This window comes from Bifidobacterium mongoliense DSM 21395, from assembly GCF_000741285.1.
Lineage (GTDB): Bacteria > Actinomycetota > Actinomycetes > Actinomycetales > Bifidobacteriaceae > Bifidobacterium > Bifidobacterium mongoliense.
This window is the reverse complement of record NZ_JGZE01000014.1, coordinates 1-16,841: the sequence shown is the minus strand read 5'-3', so window position 1 is coordinate 16,841 and position 16,841 is coordinate 1. Positions and strand designations below refer to the sequence as shown.

11 protein-coding genes, 1 pseudogene and 1 riboswitch are annotated in these 16,841 nt (G+C 65.6%); of the genes and pseudogenes, 3 read left to right on the top strand and 9 right to left on the bottom strand.

The features are described 5' to 3' along the window. Nucleotides 1–178: 178 nt before the first annotated feature. The gene (locus tag BMON_RS06430) at nt 179–1,999 is read left to right on the top strand and encodes an AMP-dependent synthetase/ligase (protein WP_033512621.1); all 1,821 of its coding nucleotides are present in this window, start codon (nt 179–181) and stop codon (nt 1,997–1,999) included. 186 nt (nt 2,000–2,185) lie between these two features. Here BMON_RS06430 and araA read toward each other — a convergent pair whose 3' ends face one another. The 9 genes from araA to rplS form a co-directional block, all read right to left on the bottom strand. Further along, nucleotides 2,186–3,703 (bottom strand): L-arabinose isomerase, encoded by a 1,518-nt coding sequence (araA, locus tag BMON_RS06425; RefSeq protein WP_033512619.1) that lies wholly within the window; start codon nt 3,701–3,703, stop codon nt 2,186–2,188. 192 nt (nt 3,704–3,895) lie between these two features. Beyond that, complete coding sequence (locus tag BMON_RS06420) at nt 3,896–4,588, bottom strand: L-ribulose-5-phosphate 4-epimerase (protein WP_033512617.1); 693 nt, start codon at nt 4,586–4,588, stop codon at nt 3,896–3,898. A gap of 256 nt (nt 4,589–4,844) precedes the next feature. Further along, the gene (locus BMON_RS06410; protein ID WP_237745361.1) at nt 4,845–6,647 is read right to left on the bottom strand and encodes a xylulokinase; all 1,803 of its coding nucleotides are present in this window, start codon (nt 6,645–6,647) and stop codon (nt 4,845–4,847) included. A 1,142-nt stretch (nt 6,648–7,789) separates the two neighbouring features. Further along, on the bottom strand, nt 7,790–8,254 hold the full coding sequence (locus tag BMON_RS06405; RefSeq protein ID WP_081969646.1) for an ASCH domain-containing protein: 465 nt from the start codon (nt 8,252–8,254) through the stop codon (nt 7,790–7,792). A gap of 190 nt (nt 8,255–8,444) precedes the next feature. Continuing rightward, entirely contained in the window at nt 8,445–9,119 is a 675-nt protein-coding gene (locus BMON_RS09290; protein ID WP_161786325.1) for a YiiX/YebB-like N1pC/P60 family cysteine hydrolase, read from the bottom strand. A 168-nt stretch (nt 9,120–9,287) separates the two neighbouring features. Beyond that, complete coding sequence (locus tag BMON_RS06395; protein ID WP_033512701.1) at nt 9,288–10,403, bottom strand: LacI family DNA-binding transcriptional regulator; 1,116 nt, start codon at nt 10,401–10,403, stop codon at nt 9,288–9,290. Between the two features lie 159 nt (nt 10,404–10,562). Beyond that, entirely contained in the window at nt 10,563–11,351 is a 789-nt protein-coding gene (locus BMON_RS06390) for a ribonuclease HII (RefSeq protein WP_081882951.1), read from the bottom strand. Next, complete coding sequence (lepB, locus tag BMON_RS06385) at nt 11,348–12,130, bottom strand: signal peptidase I (protein ID WP_420307737.1); 783 nt, start codon at nt 12,128–12,130, stop codon at nt 11,348–11,350. Before lepB ends, BMON_RS06390 begins: the two co-directional genes overlap by 4 nt. A 144-nt stretch (nt 12,131–12,274) precedes the next feature. Beyond that, nucleotides 12,275–12,640 carry a 50S ribosomal protein L19 gene (gene rplS, locus BMON_RS06380; RefSeq protein ID WP_033512611.1) on the bottom strand — a complete coding sequence of 122 codons (366 nt, stop codon included), beginning with the start codon at nt 12,638–12,640 and terminating at the stop codon, nt 12,275–12,277. Between the two features lie 286 nt (nt 12,641–12,926). Further along, nucleotides 12,927–13,084: riboswitch (M-box (ykoK) riboswitch) on the top strand. A 497-nt stretch (nt 13,085–13,581) separates the two neighbouring features. Between rplS and BMON_RS06375 the strand changes: the two genes are divergently transcribed. Together BMON_RS06375 and BMON_RS10585 are read left to right on the top strand one after the other, a co-directional pair. Further along, nucleotides 13,582–15,345 carry an ABC transporter permease gene (locus tag BMON_RS06375; protein ID WP_420307749.1) on the top strand — a complete coding sequence of 588 codons (1,764 nt, stop codon included), beginning with the start codon at nt 13,582–13,584 and terminating at the stop codon, nt 15,343–15,345. Nucleotides 15,346–15,621: 276 nt separating this feature from the next. Then, nucleotides 15,622–16,372, top strand: a pseudogene (locus BMON_RS10585) (ABC transporter ATP-binding protein); the annotation flags it as partial. Nucleotides 16,373–16,841: the final 469 nt, after the last annotated feature.

Below are 16,841 nucleotides of genomic sequence, written 5' to 3'. Positions count from 1 at the left end.
CGTTGTAAATCGTCCTTGCAATGGCTCGGATCCGGCGTGTCGCGATAGGCCTGATCCGCCGACATCGCACCGTCCTCACCCGCGACGGACGGGATACCGCATCGGCGCACCGTGACCTACCATGGTGGTAGCGGGGCCGCATGCCCCAGGAACACGACAACCAGTAAGGAACGCACATATGCTGACCGAATACACCACCCCCGGGGCCCCTGTCGTCAACGATGACGAGAGTCTGTACGCGCTCCTGACCGAACGTATCCGCAGAAGCGGCGAGGATACGGTGATCGCCGCAAGCAGAACCAAGGAGGGCACATGGCGGGACGTGACCACCGGGGAATTCCACACCGCGGTGCTCTCGGCGTCAAAGGGCCTCATGGCCCTGGGGATCGCCCGCGGCGACGCCGTCACGATCTTCTCCTCCACGCGCTACGAATGGGGTGTGCTCGACCTCGCCCTGGCGGCCGTCGGTGCCGTCTCCGTGCCGATTTACGACACCGACTCCGCCGCCCAGGCCGAGCGCATCATCAACGACGCCCAGGTCAAGCTCGTGTTCGTCGACGACCGCGAGCGCTACAACCGCGTCGCCGGCATCGCCGACCACTGCCCCAGCCTCACCCGCACGCTCATGTTCGATGCCAATGCGCTCGGCGTCCTCGAAGGCCTTGGCGTGGCCGTCAGCGACGGCGACCTGACCGAACGCATCGGCGCGGGACGGGCCGATGATCTGGCCACGATCGTGTACACCTCCGGGTCCACGGGGGCACCCAAGGGCGTCGAACTGACCCACCGCAACTTCCTGAGCGTCGTGCGCGCCGGCTTCTACTGCCTGCCCGAGATGATCTGCGACGACCACCCCCGGCTCTTGCTCTTCCTGCCGCTGGCCCACTGCTTCGCGCGCTACATCCAATACTGCTCGATCGGCACCGACGACGGCGTGGTCGGCTACCTGCCCGACACCTCCAACCTGCTGCCCGACATCCGCCGGTTCCGCCCCACCTATCTGCTCGGCGTGCCCCGCGTGTTCGAAAAGGTCTACAACGCCGCCTCGCACCGTGCGGGCACCGGCGCCAAGGGGCGCCTGTTCGCCAAGGCCGTGGAGGCCTCGCGCGCATGGTCGCGCATGATGGAAGAGGGTGTGCGGCCGAATCTCAAGCAGCAGGCCGAGCACATCGCCTACGACGCGAGCGTGTACCGGGCCGTGCGCAGTGCCCTGGGACCCAACATCCGCTACATCGCCTGTGGCGGGGCGCCGCTGAGCGATGACCTGGCCCATTTCTTCTCAGGCATCGGGCTGCGCATGATCCAGGGCTACGGCCTGACGGAAACCGCGGCGCCGTTCACCGTGACGAGGGCCGCCGAGACGACCATCGGCACGGTCGGGCAACCCGCCCCCGGCGGATCGGTGCGCATCGCGCCCGACAGCGAGATCCAGCTCAAGGGACCGAACGTGTTCGTCGGCTACCACAACCGACCCGAAGACACCAAAGAGGCGTTCACCGACGACGGATGGTTCGCCACCGGAGACCTGGGTGCGTTGGACGACGAGGGCCGGCTGCGCATCACGGGCCGCAAGAAGGACATCATCATCACCGCAGGCGGCAAGAACGTCTCGCCCATACCTGCAGAACAGGCCATCGCCGCCTGCCCGATCGTGGAGCACGCCGTGGTCGTAGGCGACGGGCGCCCGTTCGTCGGCGCGCTCGTGACGCTCGACGACGAAGCCTTGGCCCAGTGGCTGCCCACCCAGCGCCTCGCCGCCGATCTGAGCTCCGACGAGGCGGCCGCACTGCCCGAGGTCCACGAGTTCATCCAACGTTTCGTCGACAAGGCGAACGCCTCCGTCTCCCGCGCCGAATCGGTGCGCAAGTTCGTGGTGCTGCCCGGCCACCTCACCCAGCGGAACGGCTGCCTGACCCCCTCGCTCAAGGTCGTGCGCCCGCGGGTGACGAAGGTGTTCGCCAACGAGATCGATCAGAAGCTCTACGGCGGCAAACGCTAAGGGGACGATGCGGGCGATCGTTGACATCACCGATGTCAGAGCCGGCGCCGATCAATGCGGATCGGCGCCGGCTCCTTGCGCCCGTAGGCGAAACCCGTAACGACACCGGCTGTGATGAGTGAACTCGATTCAGCGGCGACTGCCCTCGTCACAATCAGTGGCCGCTGCAATCAGTGGGCGCTGCAATCAGTGGCGGTTGTCGAGACGGTGCACCATTTCGCTGATCTCGAGGTCGCGCTCGAACTCGCGCGGCTCCGTATGCTCGTCGATGACGGCCAGCTCGACGCCGGCGATGCGGGCGAAGTCCTCCCACGCCTCACGCCCGACCGAGGTCGTCATGCAGGTGTGGTGCGAGCCGCCGGCGCGCAGCCAGCACTCGGCGGAGGTCTTGAGGGTCGGCCTCGGTTTCCACAACGCCCGGGCACAGGGCAGATTCTCGAGGGAACCCTCGGGTTCGACGACGTCGACCACGTTCATGAGCAGACGGAACCGCTCCCTGACGTCGGACATCGACACCACGACCGCGTCGCGCTTCGGAGCGGCCGTGAACACCAGGCGCACGGGATCGGCCTTGCCGCCGATACCGAGCGGGTGGATTTCCAGTGTTGGTCTCCCGATGGTGCCGACGGCCGGCGAGACCTCGAGCATGTGAGAGCCCATGTTCATCTCGTGGCCGGGCACGAAGTTGTACGAGTAGTCCTCCATAAGCGAGGCCCCGCCTTCGAGTCCATAGCCCATGACGGCGCCGATGCGCACGAGGACGGCGGTCTTCCAGTCGCCCTCGGCGGAGAAGCCCCACCCGTAGGCTTCGGGGAAGCGCTGCGGGCCGACGCCGGGCAATTGACTAAGCGTGCCCAGATCCTCGAAATTGTCGGTGGCGGCGGTGGCGCCGTACGCCTTCATCATGTTGACCATGCCCGCCTCCTCCCTGGCGGCGGTGACCAGCTCCTCGCGCCGGTCGGCCAGCAGCTCGGGCGCGATGTCGTAGCTCTCCCGGTATTCCTTGATGAGAGCCTCGATCTGGTCGTCCTTGACGTCGTCGACGAAGGTGACGAGCTCGTTGACGGCCCAGGTGTTGACCGAGGCGCCGAAGACGCGCTCGGCCTCGGTCTTGTCGCCCTCGGTGACGGCGACGTTGCGCATGTTGTCGCCCCAACGCATGACCTTCATGCTGTTCGAGGCGTCCCAGCCGGCACAGGCGCGGGCCCACGTGCCGATACGCGCCGCGACGTCCGGATCGGTGTAGTGGCCGACGACGATCTTGCGCGGGATGCCCAGCCGGGTGACGATGTAGCCGAACTCACGGTCGCCGTGGGCCGCCTGGTTGAGGTTCATGAAGTCCATGTCGATGCTCTGCCACGGGATCTCGAGATGGTGCTGCGTGTTGAGCTGCAGCAGGGGCTTGCCCAGCGCTTCGAGGCCGCGGATCCACATCTTCGCCGGGGAGAACGTGTGCATCCAGGTGATGACGCCGATGCAGGCCTCGCTCGCGGTGGCCTCGACCATGAAGCGCTTGACCGCGTCCGATGACTTGAGCGTCGTCTTGAGGACGAGCCTGACGGGGATGGCACCGCTCGCATTGAGGGCGTCGACGATTCCGACGGACTGGGCCGCGACCTGGCGCAGCGTCTCCTCGCCGTACAGGTCCTGCGATCCGACGCCGAACCAGATTTCCTTGCCCTCGAAGGGATTGTCGAATGTCATGATGATGGTGCTCCTTGCCCCGTCGTCGGGGCGTTGATGGTTGATTGATGGATTGATGATGGTTGATTAGTGGTGAATCGGTAGGTAAGTAGCGGATGCGGGCGTCGGCCCTACTCGGTGCGGCCGTACTCAGTGGCGGCCGGGTCGGTGCTGGCCGTAGCGCCGGCCCCACTCAGCGCCACTCAGTGCCACTCAGTGCTGGCCGTACACGTTCTGGTAGCGGTCGTTGAGCTTGTCGACGTCCTCCTGCGGAATCTCGATGATGTCGCCCAACTGGCGCGCGGCCCACATCGTGTGCGCGACCTCTTCGGTCATGGCCGCGGCCTTGACCGCCCCCTCCCCGTCCTTGCCGATGGTGAAGGGGCCGTGGTTCTGCATGAGCACGGCCGGCGACTTGGGGTAACGCTTGAGCGTTTCGACGACGCCCTCCCCGATGGCCTCCGAGCCGATGAGACGGAACGGCCCGACCGGCACCGGTCCGCCGAATTCGTCGCCCATCATCGTCAGCCCGCACGGGATGTTCTGCCCGGTGGCGGCCCAGGCGGTGGCGTAGGTGGAGTGGGTGTGCACGACGCCGTACACCTCTGGCATATGCCGGTAGATGTAGGCGTGCGACGCGGTGTCGGACGAGGGTGCCTCGGTGCCGTCGACGACGTTGCCGTCGAGGTCGCACACGACCATCGAGCCGGGCGTGAGGTATTCGTACCGCACGCCGGAGGGTTTGATGACCATGAGATCGGCGGTGCGCAGGCGCTGCGAGACGTTGCCCGCCGTCCATACGACGAGATTCCAGGTGAGCAGCTGCTCGTGCAGAGTGGCGACGGTCTCGCGCACCTGCTTGACTTCGGTGCGGACCTCGGGTCCGTAATCGGCCAGGGTTGCCATGGGGGTGTTCCTTTCGTTGGTTACTTGTGACTGTGTATTCGTGGGCTGTTCGCGGTCGTGATCGTGATCGTGTTCGCGGTCGTGTTCGCGGTCGTGATCGTGATCGTGTTCGCGGTCGTGTTCGCGGTCGTGTTCGCGGTCGTGTTCGCGTGGGGACGTCAGGGGGATTGCATCGGGAGCGGCAGGCGTCGGCACGGTTGCGGCGATCAATCCGTGCCCAGCGTTCCCTGCACGCCCCGCCGCGCTCTACCGCACCTCACCGCTCCAAGGGAATCGCCTTGACCGCCGCGCGCTCGATGGGCAGACCTTCGATGAAGCGTGCGAAATAGCGTTCGAATCCCGCCAGATCCTCGGGGTCGGGCCGCTCGGTGGTGGAGCGGGCGTCGGCGAAAACGCGGGTGTCGAGATGGTCGGCGAGGGGGACGTCGGCGTGACGCAGGTAGTCGGCGAGGACCGCCATGCCCCAGGCGCCGCCCTCGGCCGCTGTGGACATGACCGTGATGGGGGCGTCGAAGGCGGCAGCCAGGATGCGCTGCGCGACCTTCGGCGTCGTGAAGATGCCGCCGTGACCCACGAGGGAGTCGACCCGCACCCCCTCGTCCTTGGTCATGACGTCCATGCCGATCTTGACCGGGGAGAAGGCGCCGAAGAGCTGGGCCCGCATGAAGTTGGCCAGTGACATCCGCGCCTCGGGACCGCGGGCGAAGACCGGGCGGCCCTCTTCGAGCCGCGCGAGGAACTCGCCGGAGTAGAAGCAGTAGTTGAGCAGTCCGCCGGCGTCGGGGTCGGCGTCCTCACTCACCGCGGCCTTGAACAGGATGCCGTACAGATCCGCGGGGTCGAGGGCGAGGCCCGCGGCTTTGGCGAATTCGCCGAAGACCCTCACCCAGGCGTTGAGGTCGGAGGTGAAGTTGTTGGCGTGGCTCATGCCCGCCAAATCACCGGCCGGGGTGGCCACGATGTCGACTTCCGGGTGCATGCGGGCGAGCTTGTGCTCGAGCACCACAGTCGCGAAGATCGACGTGCCGGCCGAAACGTTGCCGGTGCGGACCCGCACCGCATTGGTCGCGACCATACCGGTGCCCGCATCGCCCTCGGGCGGCGCCAACGGGACACCGGGCCGCAGGGTGCCGCTGGGGTCGAGGAGCGCCGCGCCCTCAGCGGTCAGCTCCCCCGCCGACTCTCCGGCGACCAGGGTCTCGGGCAGCAGGTCGCGGATCGACCACGGCTGGGCGGCGACCTCGCCGAGCGCGTCGAACTGGTCGAGCATCGCGGACTCCCAGGTGCGGGTCTCCGGGTCGATGGGGAACATGCCGGAGGCATCCCCCACGCCGATGACCTTGCGCCCGGTCAGACGCCAATGCACGTAGCCGGCCAGCGTGGTCATGAAGGAGACCCGGGAGACATGCTCCTCGTGGTCAAGCAGGCACTGGTACAGGTGCGCAATGGACCAGCGCTCGGGGATGTTGGTGCCAAACAGCGACGAGAGTCTCCTGTGCGCTTCGCCGGTGTTGGTGTTGCGCCACGTGCGGAACGGCACCAGCAGCTGGTCATCGGCGTCGAACGCGAGATAGCCGTGCATCATGGCCGAGAACCCGAGCGCTCCGACGCGGGCGAGCGGCACGCCGTAGGATTCCCGAACCTGGGCGGCAAGCGCGGCGTAGGCATCCTGCAGACCCGACCACACCTCCTCCAGGGGGTAGGTCCACAACCCGTCCTCGAGATGGTTCTCCCACGCGTGATCGCCCGAAGCGATCGTGCGGTAGCTGTCGTCGATCAGCACGGCCTTGATGCGTGTGGAGCCGAATTCGATGCCCAGCGAGGTCCTGCCCTCGAGTATCGCGGTAACGGTCGCATTCCCTGCCGCGGTCGCAGTCGTGGTCGCACTCCCTGCCGCGGGCGTGGTCCCGGTAGCAGGCGCTGTCGCGGTCGTAGTCGCAGTCGCATTCTCTGCCTCTGTCTCTGTCACGGTCGCGGTCGCGATGGCGGACGCATCCGCGTCCATATCCCCGCCCGCACCCGCCTCCGGCACTGTGGAATCGGCCAATTGCGTTGTCATGCCGTGCACTCCTTCGTGTACTTCGCGTATCCCTGCCGCCCCGGTGGCGCCGCGTTCGCCGCCCGGTCTGCATACCAATCCGAATCGAATGCCCGCGCATCGACTCAGCCGCCAGATGGTATGCAACGTGTGGCGTGCGCCGCCGGGGCCTGTTCCCTTGCGGGCTGCACCCCTGTGGCTTGAACCATGTCGCAAGCTTCATCTTTAACTTTATCGTTAGCTTCCTTGTTAGCGCTCACATTCGTGATATCTATTGTATAGCTCGTCGGAGAATACTCAACCCCGCGTGTGTCGATATGAACCCGATCAGCCGCATGCCCGTCCCGCTACAACAATGCGCCTGGTCAACCGCATGCCCATTCTGCTACAACAAGCTTCCCGGTACGGCTCGAGCCGGTGAGAGTACGGTCAGCTGGTTGCAGTGGAACCGCCACTGGCCGTTCCAGGATATGTACGAGAAGGTGGAGCAAATCCGCGACGCTGCCACTGTTGATCATCGCGAGGCCTTTGCTCCCCGTTCGACAGAGCCGAAACTGGTCGCGCGTGGGTGCGTGGGTGCGCGCGAGCGCTCTCTCATGTGCGCAAGTACACCCTTTCATGAGCGCGAGCGTATGCGCATGAGCGCGGGCGCATGCGCATGAGCTCGGGCGCATAGACGTGCGCCCATGAGCCCGCGTATGCCGGGTTCCACAGCGCCAAACGGGACCTTCATGCCGACGATTTGGCCCCTGCCTCACTTTGTGTAGTCTTTTTTGCGGGCACCGACGGTTTCCGGAGTCAGGCCGTCACACGAATTGGCGGTATATTGCCGTTCTCCAATGCCGTCGAGTCGAAGCTATCCGGAATTGACTACACAAAGTGAACGACCCGCTCGCAATGGCCCGAGAACGAGCGGAAAACCGCGAACACACGCCCTTATCCACTTTTGTTCGGGGATCCAGGCGTAAACCTGCAGCATCAGCGCCACCTATCTGGTGCGCGGGTCGCCGTGGTCATGCGAGTCCACGACGACCGACCATCGGCGAGTGCAGACGAGCTTAGTCACGTCGTTCATGAGGCCCACACGGCTCCGGTGAGCGCCGAGAGCACGGTCGTCGCCACTCCACCACATCATCGAATGCCGCCCCGGGCGCGCCGGACCCCTAGAGCAGCCGGGCCACCTCGAAGCGTTCCAACGTCACCAAGGTGTCGTCGTCAATCGTGAAATTCTCACCGAATTCATCCCGGTACTCCGGGGAATTCCAGAAATCGGCGTGGACTGTGCGCCACCCGGCCGCATCCGTGTACCCCTCGCCCTCATCCATGGCATGGCGGTCATCAACATCGATGAAGCATTTGGTTTCGATGGAGGTATAGCGCAGAATCGCCAGATCATGCTCATGCGAGTCGATGAGCATCCTGAGATCACCTGCTTTCGGGGCCTCCTCGTCGAGGATTTCGAATTCCCTGTGCAGGCAGGCGGTGCTGGTTTTGCGTCCCTCAAGGATCGAGGCGACCAGGACATCGCGAACCGGACCCGGATACGCGAATTCGTCTTTCGGGATGCGCACCATCTCTTGAGATGTCAACGCGTCGACATCAATATCGTGGTCTCTGTCAGAGGTCATGCGCTTCACTGTACCAGTCGGATGACGTCGCGCACACGCATGCCGGCTCTGTCACAACGGCGTAGGTCCGTCATGGCCGGGCGCCGTCGCGCACACGCGTGCGGGCGCCGTTCCAGCCGTCATGCCCGAGCGATGCCAAGCGATACAGCGGCGTCCAGCGATGCGCAGAGACCCCGCCGACACCGTCTTCCTACCCCAGACGGTCGAGGTCGGCGAGCGCCCCGATGAATCGCAACGCCTGCCCGGCGAGGAGGGAGTTGGGGCTTGTGCCCCACTCCCCGTTGGGGATCGGCAGGCCAAGCTTGCGGTAGTAGTCGACCCACTGCGGCAGCACCGAGCGATCGGGGCCGAAGGTCATGGGCGTGAGATGGAACAGGTGTTCGTTGGCGAAGGCCTGAAAGACGAATTCCGAGCAGTAGTAGCCGGACTGTTCGATGCGGAAGCTGGGGTTGTACGGGGCGCCGAGCATGGCCCGGGCACGCCTGACGATCGAGCGGGGATCGCGCAGCGCACGGCTGGCGCGGAAGACGTCAGCGCCAGCGCCACGGTCGGCGATGAACTCGGCGAGAGACTGGCGAATGCAGCCACGCTTGACCGTGGCATGCATGATGTGGACGCCGTCATCCCCGCGTTCGACCATGGCCACATGCGTGTAGGTGGGCAGGGAAGCACGGACGGGGGCCGGCGCGCCGTTCGATGTCTCCGGATCCCGCGATCCCAGCGTTTTCGTCGCCGCCGCAGTCTTGCCGTTCAGCGCAACCGAGTCCTTCGACATGGCAGTGCTCCGGGAAATCATGTCCGAGAACATCTTGCCGTCATCGGGCAGGAAGATCAGATCACCGGTTTGCACAGTCGCGCCACGCATACCATCGCCATCCTTTCGATGCGGGCCATCCGACCCGCGCATATCCGTCATACCGTCATTTGCCATCCGTTATACCGTGACCCGTCATACCGTCGTCCGCTTTGACGTCATCTGCTATGCCACGATTGACCATGCCGCAATTCACCACGCCGTCATCCGTCATACCACTCATGCGATGGGCACCGGGCCGAGGGAGGCGCGCTGGACGAGTTCGGCGGGGATGAGGCCGACGCCGTGCGCGCTCGCGGCGTAGACGGTCTCCTCCCCCTCGCCGAGCAGGCGCAGGGCTTCGCGCATGGCGGCCGTGCCCAATTCGTGGAACCGGGGTCGCACGGTGGTCAGCGGCGGGTAGAGTTCGTCAGCCCCGGAGATGTCGTCGAAGCCCACGACGCTGATGTCCTGCGGTATGCGGATGCGGTGCTCGTGCAGGGCGCGGATGACGCCGACCGCCTGCGCGTCGTTCGCGGTGACCACCACGGTCGGTTTGGTTGAGCCGGAGAAGCCGAAGCGGTCGAGCACGTGGTTCATGCGCGCATAGGCCTCGGAGGCATCCCAGCTCGAGCATTGCACGACGCGGGAAGCGACCGAATGCTCGGCGGCGAGCTTGCGCCAGGCGATCATGCGGGTGGCGGCATCGCGCCAATTGCTCGGACCGGCCAGATACAGCGCCGAACGGTGGCCGTACCGACCGATCAGGGCCATCACATCGGCCATCGCCCCCCACTGGTCGATGCCGACCAGGGCCGTGCGACGTCGGTTTTCGACATGCATCATGCGGCCCGCGGCGCTCATGCTCAGGCCCCCGTGGGTCGAGGTGACGATGACTCGGGGGCGGGAGACGTCGACACGGCAGGCCGCGGCGAACATCTCGTCCGTGGGGGTGAGGAAGAGGAAGGCGTCGACGTTCTGCTCGTCGAACGAATCGCACATCGCGCGGAACTCGCTCGGCGTGAAGTCGGGCTCGGACAGGAGCGAGACGGACATGAACAGGCTGTGTGCACGGGCCACGCCCTCGATGGCGGTGATGGTCGAGATGGGGCCGAAGAGCCGCAATCCCCCGGCGATCAGACCGATGGTGTGGGACCGGCGCGAAGCGAGCGCCCGCGCGGAGTTGCTCGGGTGGTAATCGAGCGTCCTGATAGCCTCACGCACGCGCTTACGAGTCGTGGGCGACACGTCGGGCGAATCGTTGATGACGCGGGAGACCGTCTGGTGGCTCACCCCGGCCATCTTCGCGACCTCGAACATCGACGGCCGCCGGCCGGCCTTTCGGTTCTCTGTCATATTGCGCTCCCCTGCGTGGGTGGTGTCCGGCCAACTCACGATCGGCTTCGACTCTGACATCGAGCATACCGCAGCGGCGAATCTACGCCAGATGCCATTACGCCAGATACGGGTCTATATCAGATACGGTCATGCCAGATACCGTTACACCACATGCGGCTATACCAGATGCCAGGAGCGGCGATGCAGGTCGGTGGCACCGTACCGCGCGATGGCCGCTCGATGCTCGGCGGAACCGTAGCCTTTGTTCTGCGCCCAATGGTACGGGCGGTAGGCGGGGTTGCCCTGGGCGATGCTGACCATGAGCCGGTCGCGGGTGACCTTGGCGATGACCGAGGCGGTGGCGACGCTGGCGCACTGCTGGTCGGCCTTGACGCGGGTGGTGATCTCGGCAGGGATGGCGAGCAGGGACGCGTCGAAGGTGTCGAGGGCCTTGGTGATGTAGTCGTTCGGGCCGTCGAGTATGGCGCCGATGCGATAGGGCGCGACGACGGCGAGATGCTGTTCGATGTTGTTCAGGGCGCGCAACGCGGCGATGCCGAGCGCGTGGCTGATGCCCCATTCGTCGATCTCGGTGTTCGTGGCCTGTCCCACCGCGTAGGCGGTACACCAGGAGCACAGGGCGTCGAGCATGCCTTCACGGCGGTGGGCGGTGAGCAGCTTGGAGTCGGCGACACCCTCGGGCACCTGACGTTTGGCCAGATCGGACGTGGCTATGGCGGCGGCACCGACCATCACCGGTCCGGCGAGCGCCCCGCGGCCCACCTCGTCGAATCCGACCAGGAGGTCGTACCCGCTGGCCGCCAGCTCGCGCTCCAGATCGAGCGTCGGGCGTACGGCATGGGTATGGCGGCGGGAACCGGCGGAGGCGCGACCAGGGGAACCTGCGGAGTCGTGGCCGCGGGAACCGGCGGGAACGCGGCGGGACGATGCGGCGGGAACGGTCATTGGAGTTTGCCGTTTCGGTCGGGCACGTTGCGGAACACCTCATGGTGGGCATCGAGCCTGCCGATGCGATCGAAGGGCCAGTAGGTGACCATGGCGACGCCCAGCACGTCGTTCATGGGTACGAGCCCCTGGTCACCGTCGTCCTGGTGATAGCGTGAATCGGCGGAATTCGAGCGGTTGTCCCCCATCACGAAGACATGCCCCGGGGTGACCGTGACGTTGAAGGCGAAGTTGCTCGGATCCACGCCCGGCCGGATGTAGGTGCGCTCGTCGATCTCCACGCCGTTGATCGTGACCGGGTGTCCGGCGCCCTGGCAGGCCACCACGTCACCGGGCATGCCGATGAGCCGTTTGATGAGATCGTTGTTCCGGGAACTCTGCTCATCGGCCAGCCAGTTGGCCGGATCGCGGAACACGATGACATCGCCACGGTGCACCGGAACGATCCTCGGCGCGAGCTGGTTCGTGATGACCCGATCGCCCACTTCGATGGTGCCCATCATGGAGCCGGATGGTATGGAATAGAAGCCGAAAAGGAAGAGCCGGACCAGCAGCACGACGATGACCGGGACGCCGAACCACACCAACGTGTCGCGCCAACCCGATTCGCCGCCGTCATCGCGCCCGTGCCGCGGATGGGAGAGCGCGAACCGGGGGGCCGGCGTGGGGTTCACGCCATACCCGGCGACCTCGAGTGTGTGAAGATCCTTGTCGGCGTCGCCGCTGCCGACGTCATCGTATTCACCGATGACGCCGGACCGCATACCAGGTCGCCGCATATATCCCTCCGCATCACTCCAACGAAGCACCACTGTACTCGGCCCGCGGAATACGACGGCGGCCCGGCTCCACAAGGAAGCCGGGCCGCCGCAAGCAACCGGACGGACGAGGAGGCACGAGGCCGATCGTCCGTCGGACAGCGACTACTTCTCGCTGTTGTCGCGGCGCTCGACGATACGAGCGGCCTTGCCACGCAGCGAGCGCAGGTAGTACAGCTTGGCGCGACGCACACGACCACGGCGCACGACGCGGATGGCATCGATGGACGGGGAGTGCAGCGGGAAGCGGCGCTCGACGCCCGTGCCGAAGCTGACCTTGCGCACGATGAAGCTCTGGGCGACACCGGCACCGTGACGGGCGATCACCACGCCGGTGAAGGTCTGGATACGGGTGTTGGCACCCTCCTGGATCTTCACATCGACGTCGATGGTGTCACCGGAACGGAAATCCGGAATGTCCGCGACGGACTTCGTGTGCTTGGCGTTGAACGCCTCAACGGCATTAACCATGATTATCTCCTGTCGTCGCCGCATATCGACGCACATCCTGGGGCGCACCCCGCGTCACCGTATGGTGCGCGGACGCCCGAATCGTTCATCCCCGGGGGACACCCTCCGGGAAGCCGGCCGATTCGCCGATCCGATGGTGACCACCGGGCGGCTGAACCTGATGAGGATCGGATCCATGCGGCAACCCGATTCTCGGCATAACAAACTCTCATTATAGGAAATCCATGGGACAGATGGGTCGCGCCGCCCCGTCGAGGTTGACAACGCACGCGCAGCACTTTAGGTTTGGTCGTGTCGGTAGGCAAGGCTACCGCAGGGATATGGGTTGCTACCGCAAAGCAGTGGAGACACTGCAAGCAGGTCAACAGTTTCTGTCGATTCAAGGCACTGACTAATGCAGCTCCACGGCCCGGCGATGCTAAAGCTCAAACGATGACGATTCAGGCGAATGGCATTCATTCACTTCCACGCGGTCGTTCCGGGCATGCCTGCTTACATCAGTACGGCAACGGACACAGTGCATCACGCACACGACGCGAAGGGGGTGGGACCCATGGCGGACGATCCTCCCAGTAGTGGCGGCCATCATCAATGGCGTCGTTTCACGCTCCCCCATCCTTTCCATTCGAATACGGCAATCCCCGATATGCGCCTTCGGTAGGCATCTTCGGTATGCATATGCGTATGCATCTTCGTTATACGCTGATGCGACGGGGTGCCGATCGTGCCCCGCGCCCCGTTCCCCATCGAATGCGGCGCAGCGGCGTGCGCACCGGCATGTGCAACGATATGTGCACCACCACGATCGGCACATCGCCCCGCAACACCGACGGCATACCCGCAGATCGTCCCGATTCGAATGACCACCCCGCCAATCCGGGTGATGCCCACGGCCCATACCCGTGGACGGTACCGCAACAACCGTCATCAAGGAATCGGTTATCATGACGTTCACATTCAATCGGCGCGCCATCGCGGGCGAGGGCGACACACGCCCCGCCCCCCTGACCACCCGCATCCTCTCGGACTGCCTGGTCGTCGCGGGCATCCTCGCGTTCGGCGGGCTCATCGCCTACCTCCTGCCGACCATAGCCGCACCCATCGGGCCGCACGGCGTGCCCTCCGGCGTCTCCACGGACGTGGCGCAGCTGCCGTACTACGCCATGCGTTCGGTGCTGCGCATGGCCGTCGCACTGCTCGTCTCCCTCGTCTTCTCCTTCATCTACGGCCTGGCCGCCGCACGCTCGAGGCGGGCGGGCAAGATCCTCATCCCCCTGCTCGACATCCTGCAGTCCGTGCCGATCCTGGGATTCCTGTCGATCAGCGTGCCGTTCTGGCTCACGCTCTTCCCCGGCTCCATGCTCGGCGTGGAGGCGGCCTCGATCTTCGCGATCTTCACCAGCCAGGCCTGGAACATGACGTTCTCCTTCTACCATTCGCTGCGCAGCGAACCCAAGGAGCTCGTCGAAGCCGCCAAGAACCTGCGGCTGACCTCATGGCAGCGGTTCTGGACGCTCGATGTGCCGAATGCCTGCATCCCGCTGCTGTGGAACTGCATGATGAGCGTGAGCGGCGGATGGTTCTTCCTGACCGCCTCGGAGATGATCTCCGTGAACAACCGCACCTACGCGCTGCCCGGCATCGGCAGCTTCGTGGCGCAGAGTGCGGCCGAAGGACGGTTCGGAGGCATCGGCTGGGCCATCGTGGCCATGGTGCTCGTCGTGCTGGCCATCGACTTCCTGCTATGGAAACCCCTGACCGCATGGGCCGAGAAGTTCCGCATCACGCAGAACGCCTCGAGCGCCGTGAGCACCAGCCTCGTGCTCACCATCATCCGGCAGTCGCACGTCGACGAATGGCTCGGCCGTCTGCTGCGCCCGATCGGCGACCTGCTCGATCGCATGATGCGACCATTCGGCGTCACCGGCGCGAGCCGCCCGGCCGATCCGCGGCGCCGGCGGGCCGGTGACCTCGTCTTCAATGTCATCGTCTGGATCCTGCTGGCGGCGGGCGTGGTGTACATGCTGGTGACCATCCGGCACGACACCGGTCTGGGCGAGCTCGCCTACGCCTTCGCACTGGGCGGGCTGACCTTCCTGCGCGTGGCCCTGCTCATCGTGCTGTGCTCCCTGATCTGGGTGCCGATCGGCGCCGTCATCGGCATGACCCCGAAGATATCGCGGTTCGCCCAGCCGATCATCCAGGTCCTGGCGAGCTTCCCCGCGAACTTCATCTTCCCCTTCGTCACGCTGTGGTTCGTCGCTTGGCACATCGACATCGGCTGGGGTTCGATCCTGCTCATGGCGCTGGGTACGCAGTGGTACATCCTCTTCAACGTGATCGCCGGGGCCAGCCAGATCCCCGATGACCTGCGCGAGATGGCCGCCAACATGCATCTGAGCCGATGGATGCGATGGAAGACCCTGATCCTGCCGGCCGTGTTCAGCTCCTGGTGCACCGGAGGCATCACCGCCGCGGGCGGGGCCTGGAACGCCTCGATCGTCTCCGAGGTGGTCAGCTACCGCAGTCACACGCTCACGGCCCAGGGCATCGGCTCGTACATCACGAGCGCCACCGCCACCGGCGACATGACCCGCGTGCTCATCGGCGTGGCCGTGATGGGCGTGCTCGTCGTGGCCATCAACCGGCTGTTCTGGGAACCGCTGCAGCGGCTCGCCAACCGACGCTACGCCCTGACGGTCTGAAGGGAGCGGCGGATGAACGACACGACCATGAACCTGAACGATATGAACGACACACACGATACGGACACCACGAACACCACCACTGCACCGCAGGACGGCGCCACACCGACCGAGAAAACGAGAGACATCATGACCACCACCAACCGGACGGTCCAGCAGACCGCAGGCATCACCGCAGATAACCAGACAGATAACCGCACCAGCGCAGGCATCCACACCAGCGCAGGCAGCACCGCCACGGCACACGACGCCGGGAACGGCGCCGACCCCACGACCATCATCAGCGCGCAGCACATCGACAAGCATTTCACCTCGGACACCGGCACCGCGCTCAGCGTGCTGCACGACCTGTCCTTCGACCTGCACGAAGACGAGATCGTCGCCATCCTGGGACGCTCCGGCGCCGGCAAATCGACCTTCCTGCGCATCCTAGCGGGCCTCGTGCCACCCAGCGCCGGGACGGTCGCCTACCGGGGAACGCCGCTGAGTGGCCCGAACCCGGGAGTGGCGCTGGTCTTCCAGACCTTCGCGCTCATGCCCTGGCTGACCGTACAGGACAACGTGGAGCTCGGTCTGGCGGCGCGCGGAGTGCCGCGCGGCCAACGCACCCCGGTCGCCCTGGCCGCGATCGACTCCATCGGTCTGGACGGCTTCGAATCCGCCTACCCCAAGGAGCTGTCCGGCGGCATGCGCCAGCGCGTGGGCATCGCCCGCGCCCTCGTCCTGCGGCCCGACGCACTGTTCATGGACGAGCCCTTCTCCGCGCTCGACGTGCTCACCGCCGAGAATCTACGCCAGGAGGTGCTCAAGCTCTGGAAGGAGAAGAACCGGGGCATCAAGTCCATCCTCATCGTGACACACAATATCGAGGAGGCCGTGCAGATGGCCGACCGCGTGGTCGTGCTGGGCCCGCATCCCGGCCATCTCATCGCGCAGATGCCCGTCAATCTGCCCCGCCCGCGCGACAAGCACAGCGCCGCATTCGGCGACATGGTCGACACCCTGTACGCGATCCTCACGGGCAAGTCGAACACCGAGCAGGAAACGGCGGGGCCAGCCGGGGTTGCTGCGGGGACGGCGGAAGGAACGGCTGCGACCGCCACGACCGCGACGACCGCGACGTCGGCATCGACATCGCCGGCCACGAGCACGTCCACGAGCGCTGCGGCCGAGACCCGCTTCGCCGACACGAAGGCGGGGGCCGCACAGTCAGGGGCCAAGGGTTCGGGGGCCTCAGGATCAGAGGCCACGTCATCCGCCCATGCGGGCACCGCCGGCACCGGGACCACCGATGCCGCCGCCGCGCATGCGGGTTGCTGTGGCCCCGATGAGACGGTGTGTCGGGGTCATGGTGTCCCATGCGGCGTGGCGGACCCAGGCCTTCGACCACATTGGACGATGAAGCCTTCGTCGATGGGATGATGTCCGGCACACTGGGGTACGGGAGGGTCGGCCGGCAACGACGTGACTTCGACAATGCGACGGCGCTCGCGACC

Bases quoted from the DNA above. Each gene is read 5' to 3' on its own strand.
- BMON_RS06395 (WP_033512701.1), bottom strand. From the start codon at position 10,403: ATGACAGAGAACCGAAAGGCCGGCCGGCGGCCGTCGATGTTCGAGGTC.
- BMON_RS06410 (WP_237745361.1), bottom strand. From the start codon at position 6,647: ATGACAACGCAATTGGCCGATTCCACAGTGCCGGAGGCGGGTGCGGGC.
- lepB (WP_420307737.1), bottom strand. From the start codon at position 12,130: ATGCGGCGACCTGGTATGCGGTCCGGCGTCATCGGTGAATACGATGAC.
- BMON_RS09290 (WP_161786325.1), bottom strand. From the start codon at position 9,119: ATGCGTGGCGCGACTGTGCAAACCGGTGATCTGATCTTCCTGCCCGAT.
- BMON_RS06390 (WP_081882951.1), bottom strand. From the start codon at position 11,351: ATGACCGTTCCCGCCGCATCGTCCCGCCGCGTTCCCGCCGGTTCCCGC.
- rplS (WP_033512611.1), bottom strand. From the start codon at position 12,640: ATGGTTAATGCCGTTGAGGCGTTCAACGCCAAGCACACGAAGTCCGTC.
- BMON_RS06430 (WP_033512621.1), top strand. From the start codon at position 179: ATGCTGACCGAATACACCACCCCCGGGGCCCCTGTCGTCAACGATGAC.
- araA (WP_033512619.1), bottom strand. From the start codon at position 3,703: ATGACATTCGACAATCCCTTCGAGGGCAAGGAAATCTGGTTCGGCGTC.
- BMON_RS06405 (WP_081969646.1), bottom strand. From the start codon at position 8,254: ATGACCTCTGACAGAGACCACGATATTGATGTCGACGCGTTGACATCT.
- BMON_RS06420 (WP_033512617.1), bottom strand. From the start codon at position 4,588: ATGGCAACCCTGGCCGATTACGGACCCGAGGTCCGCACCGAAGTCAAG.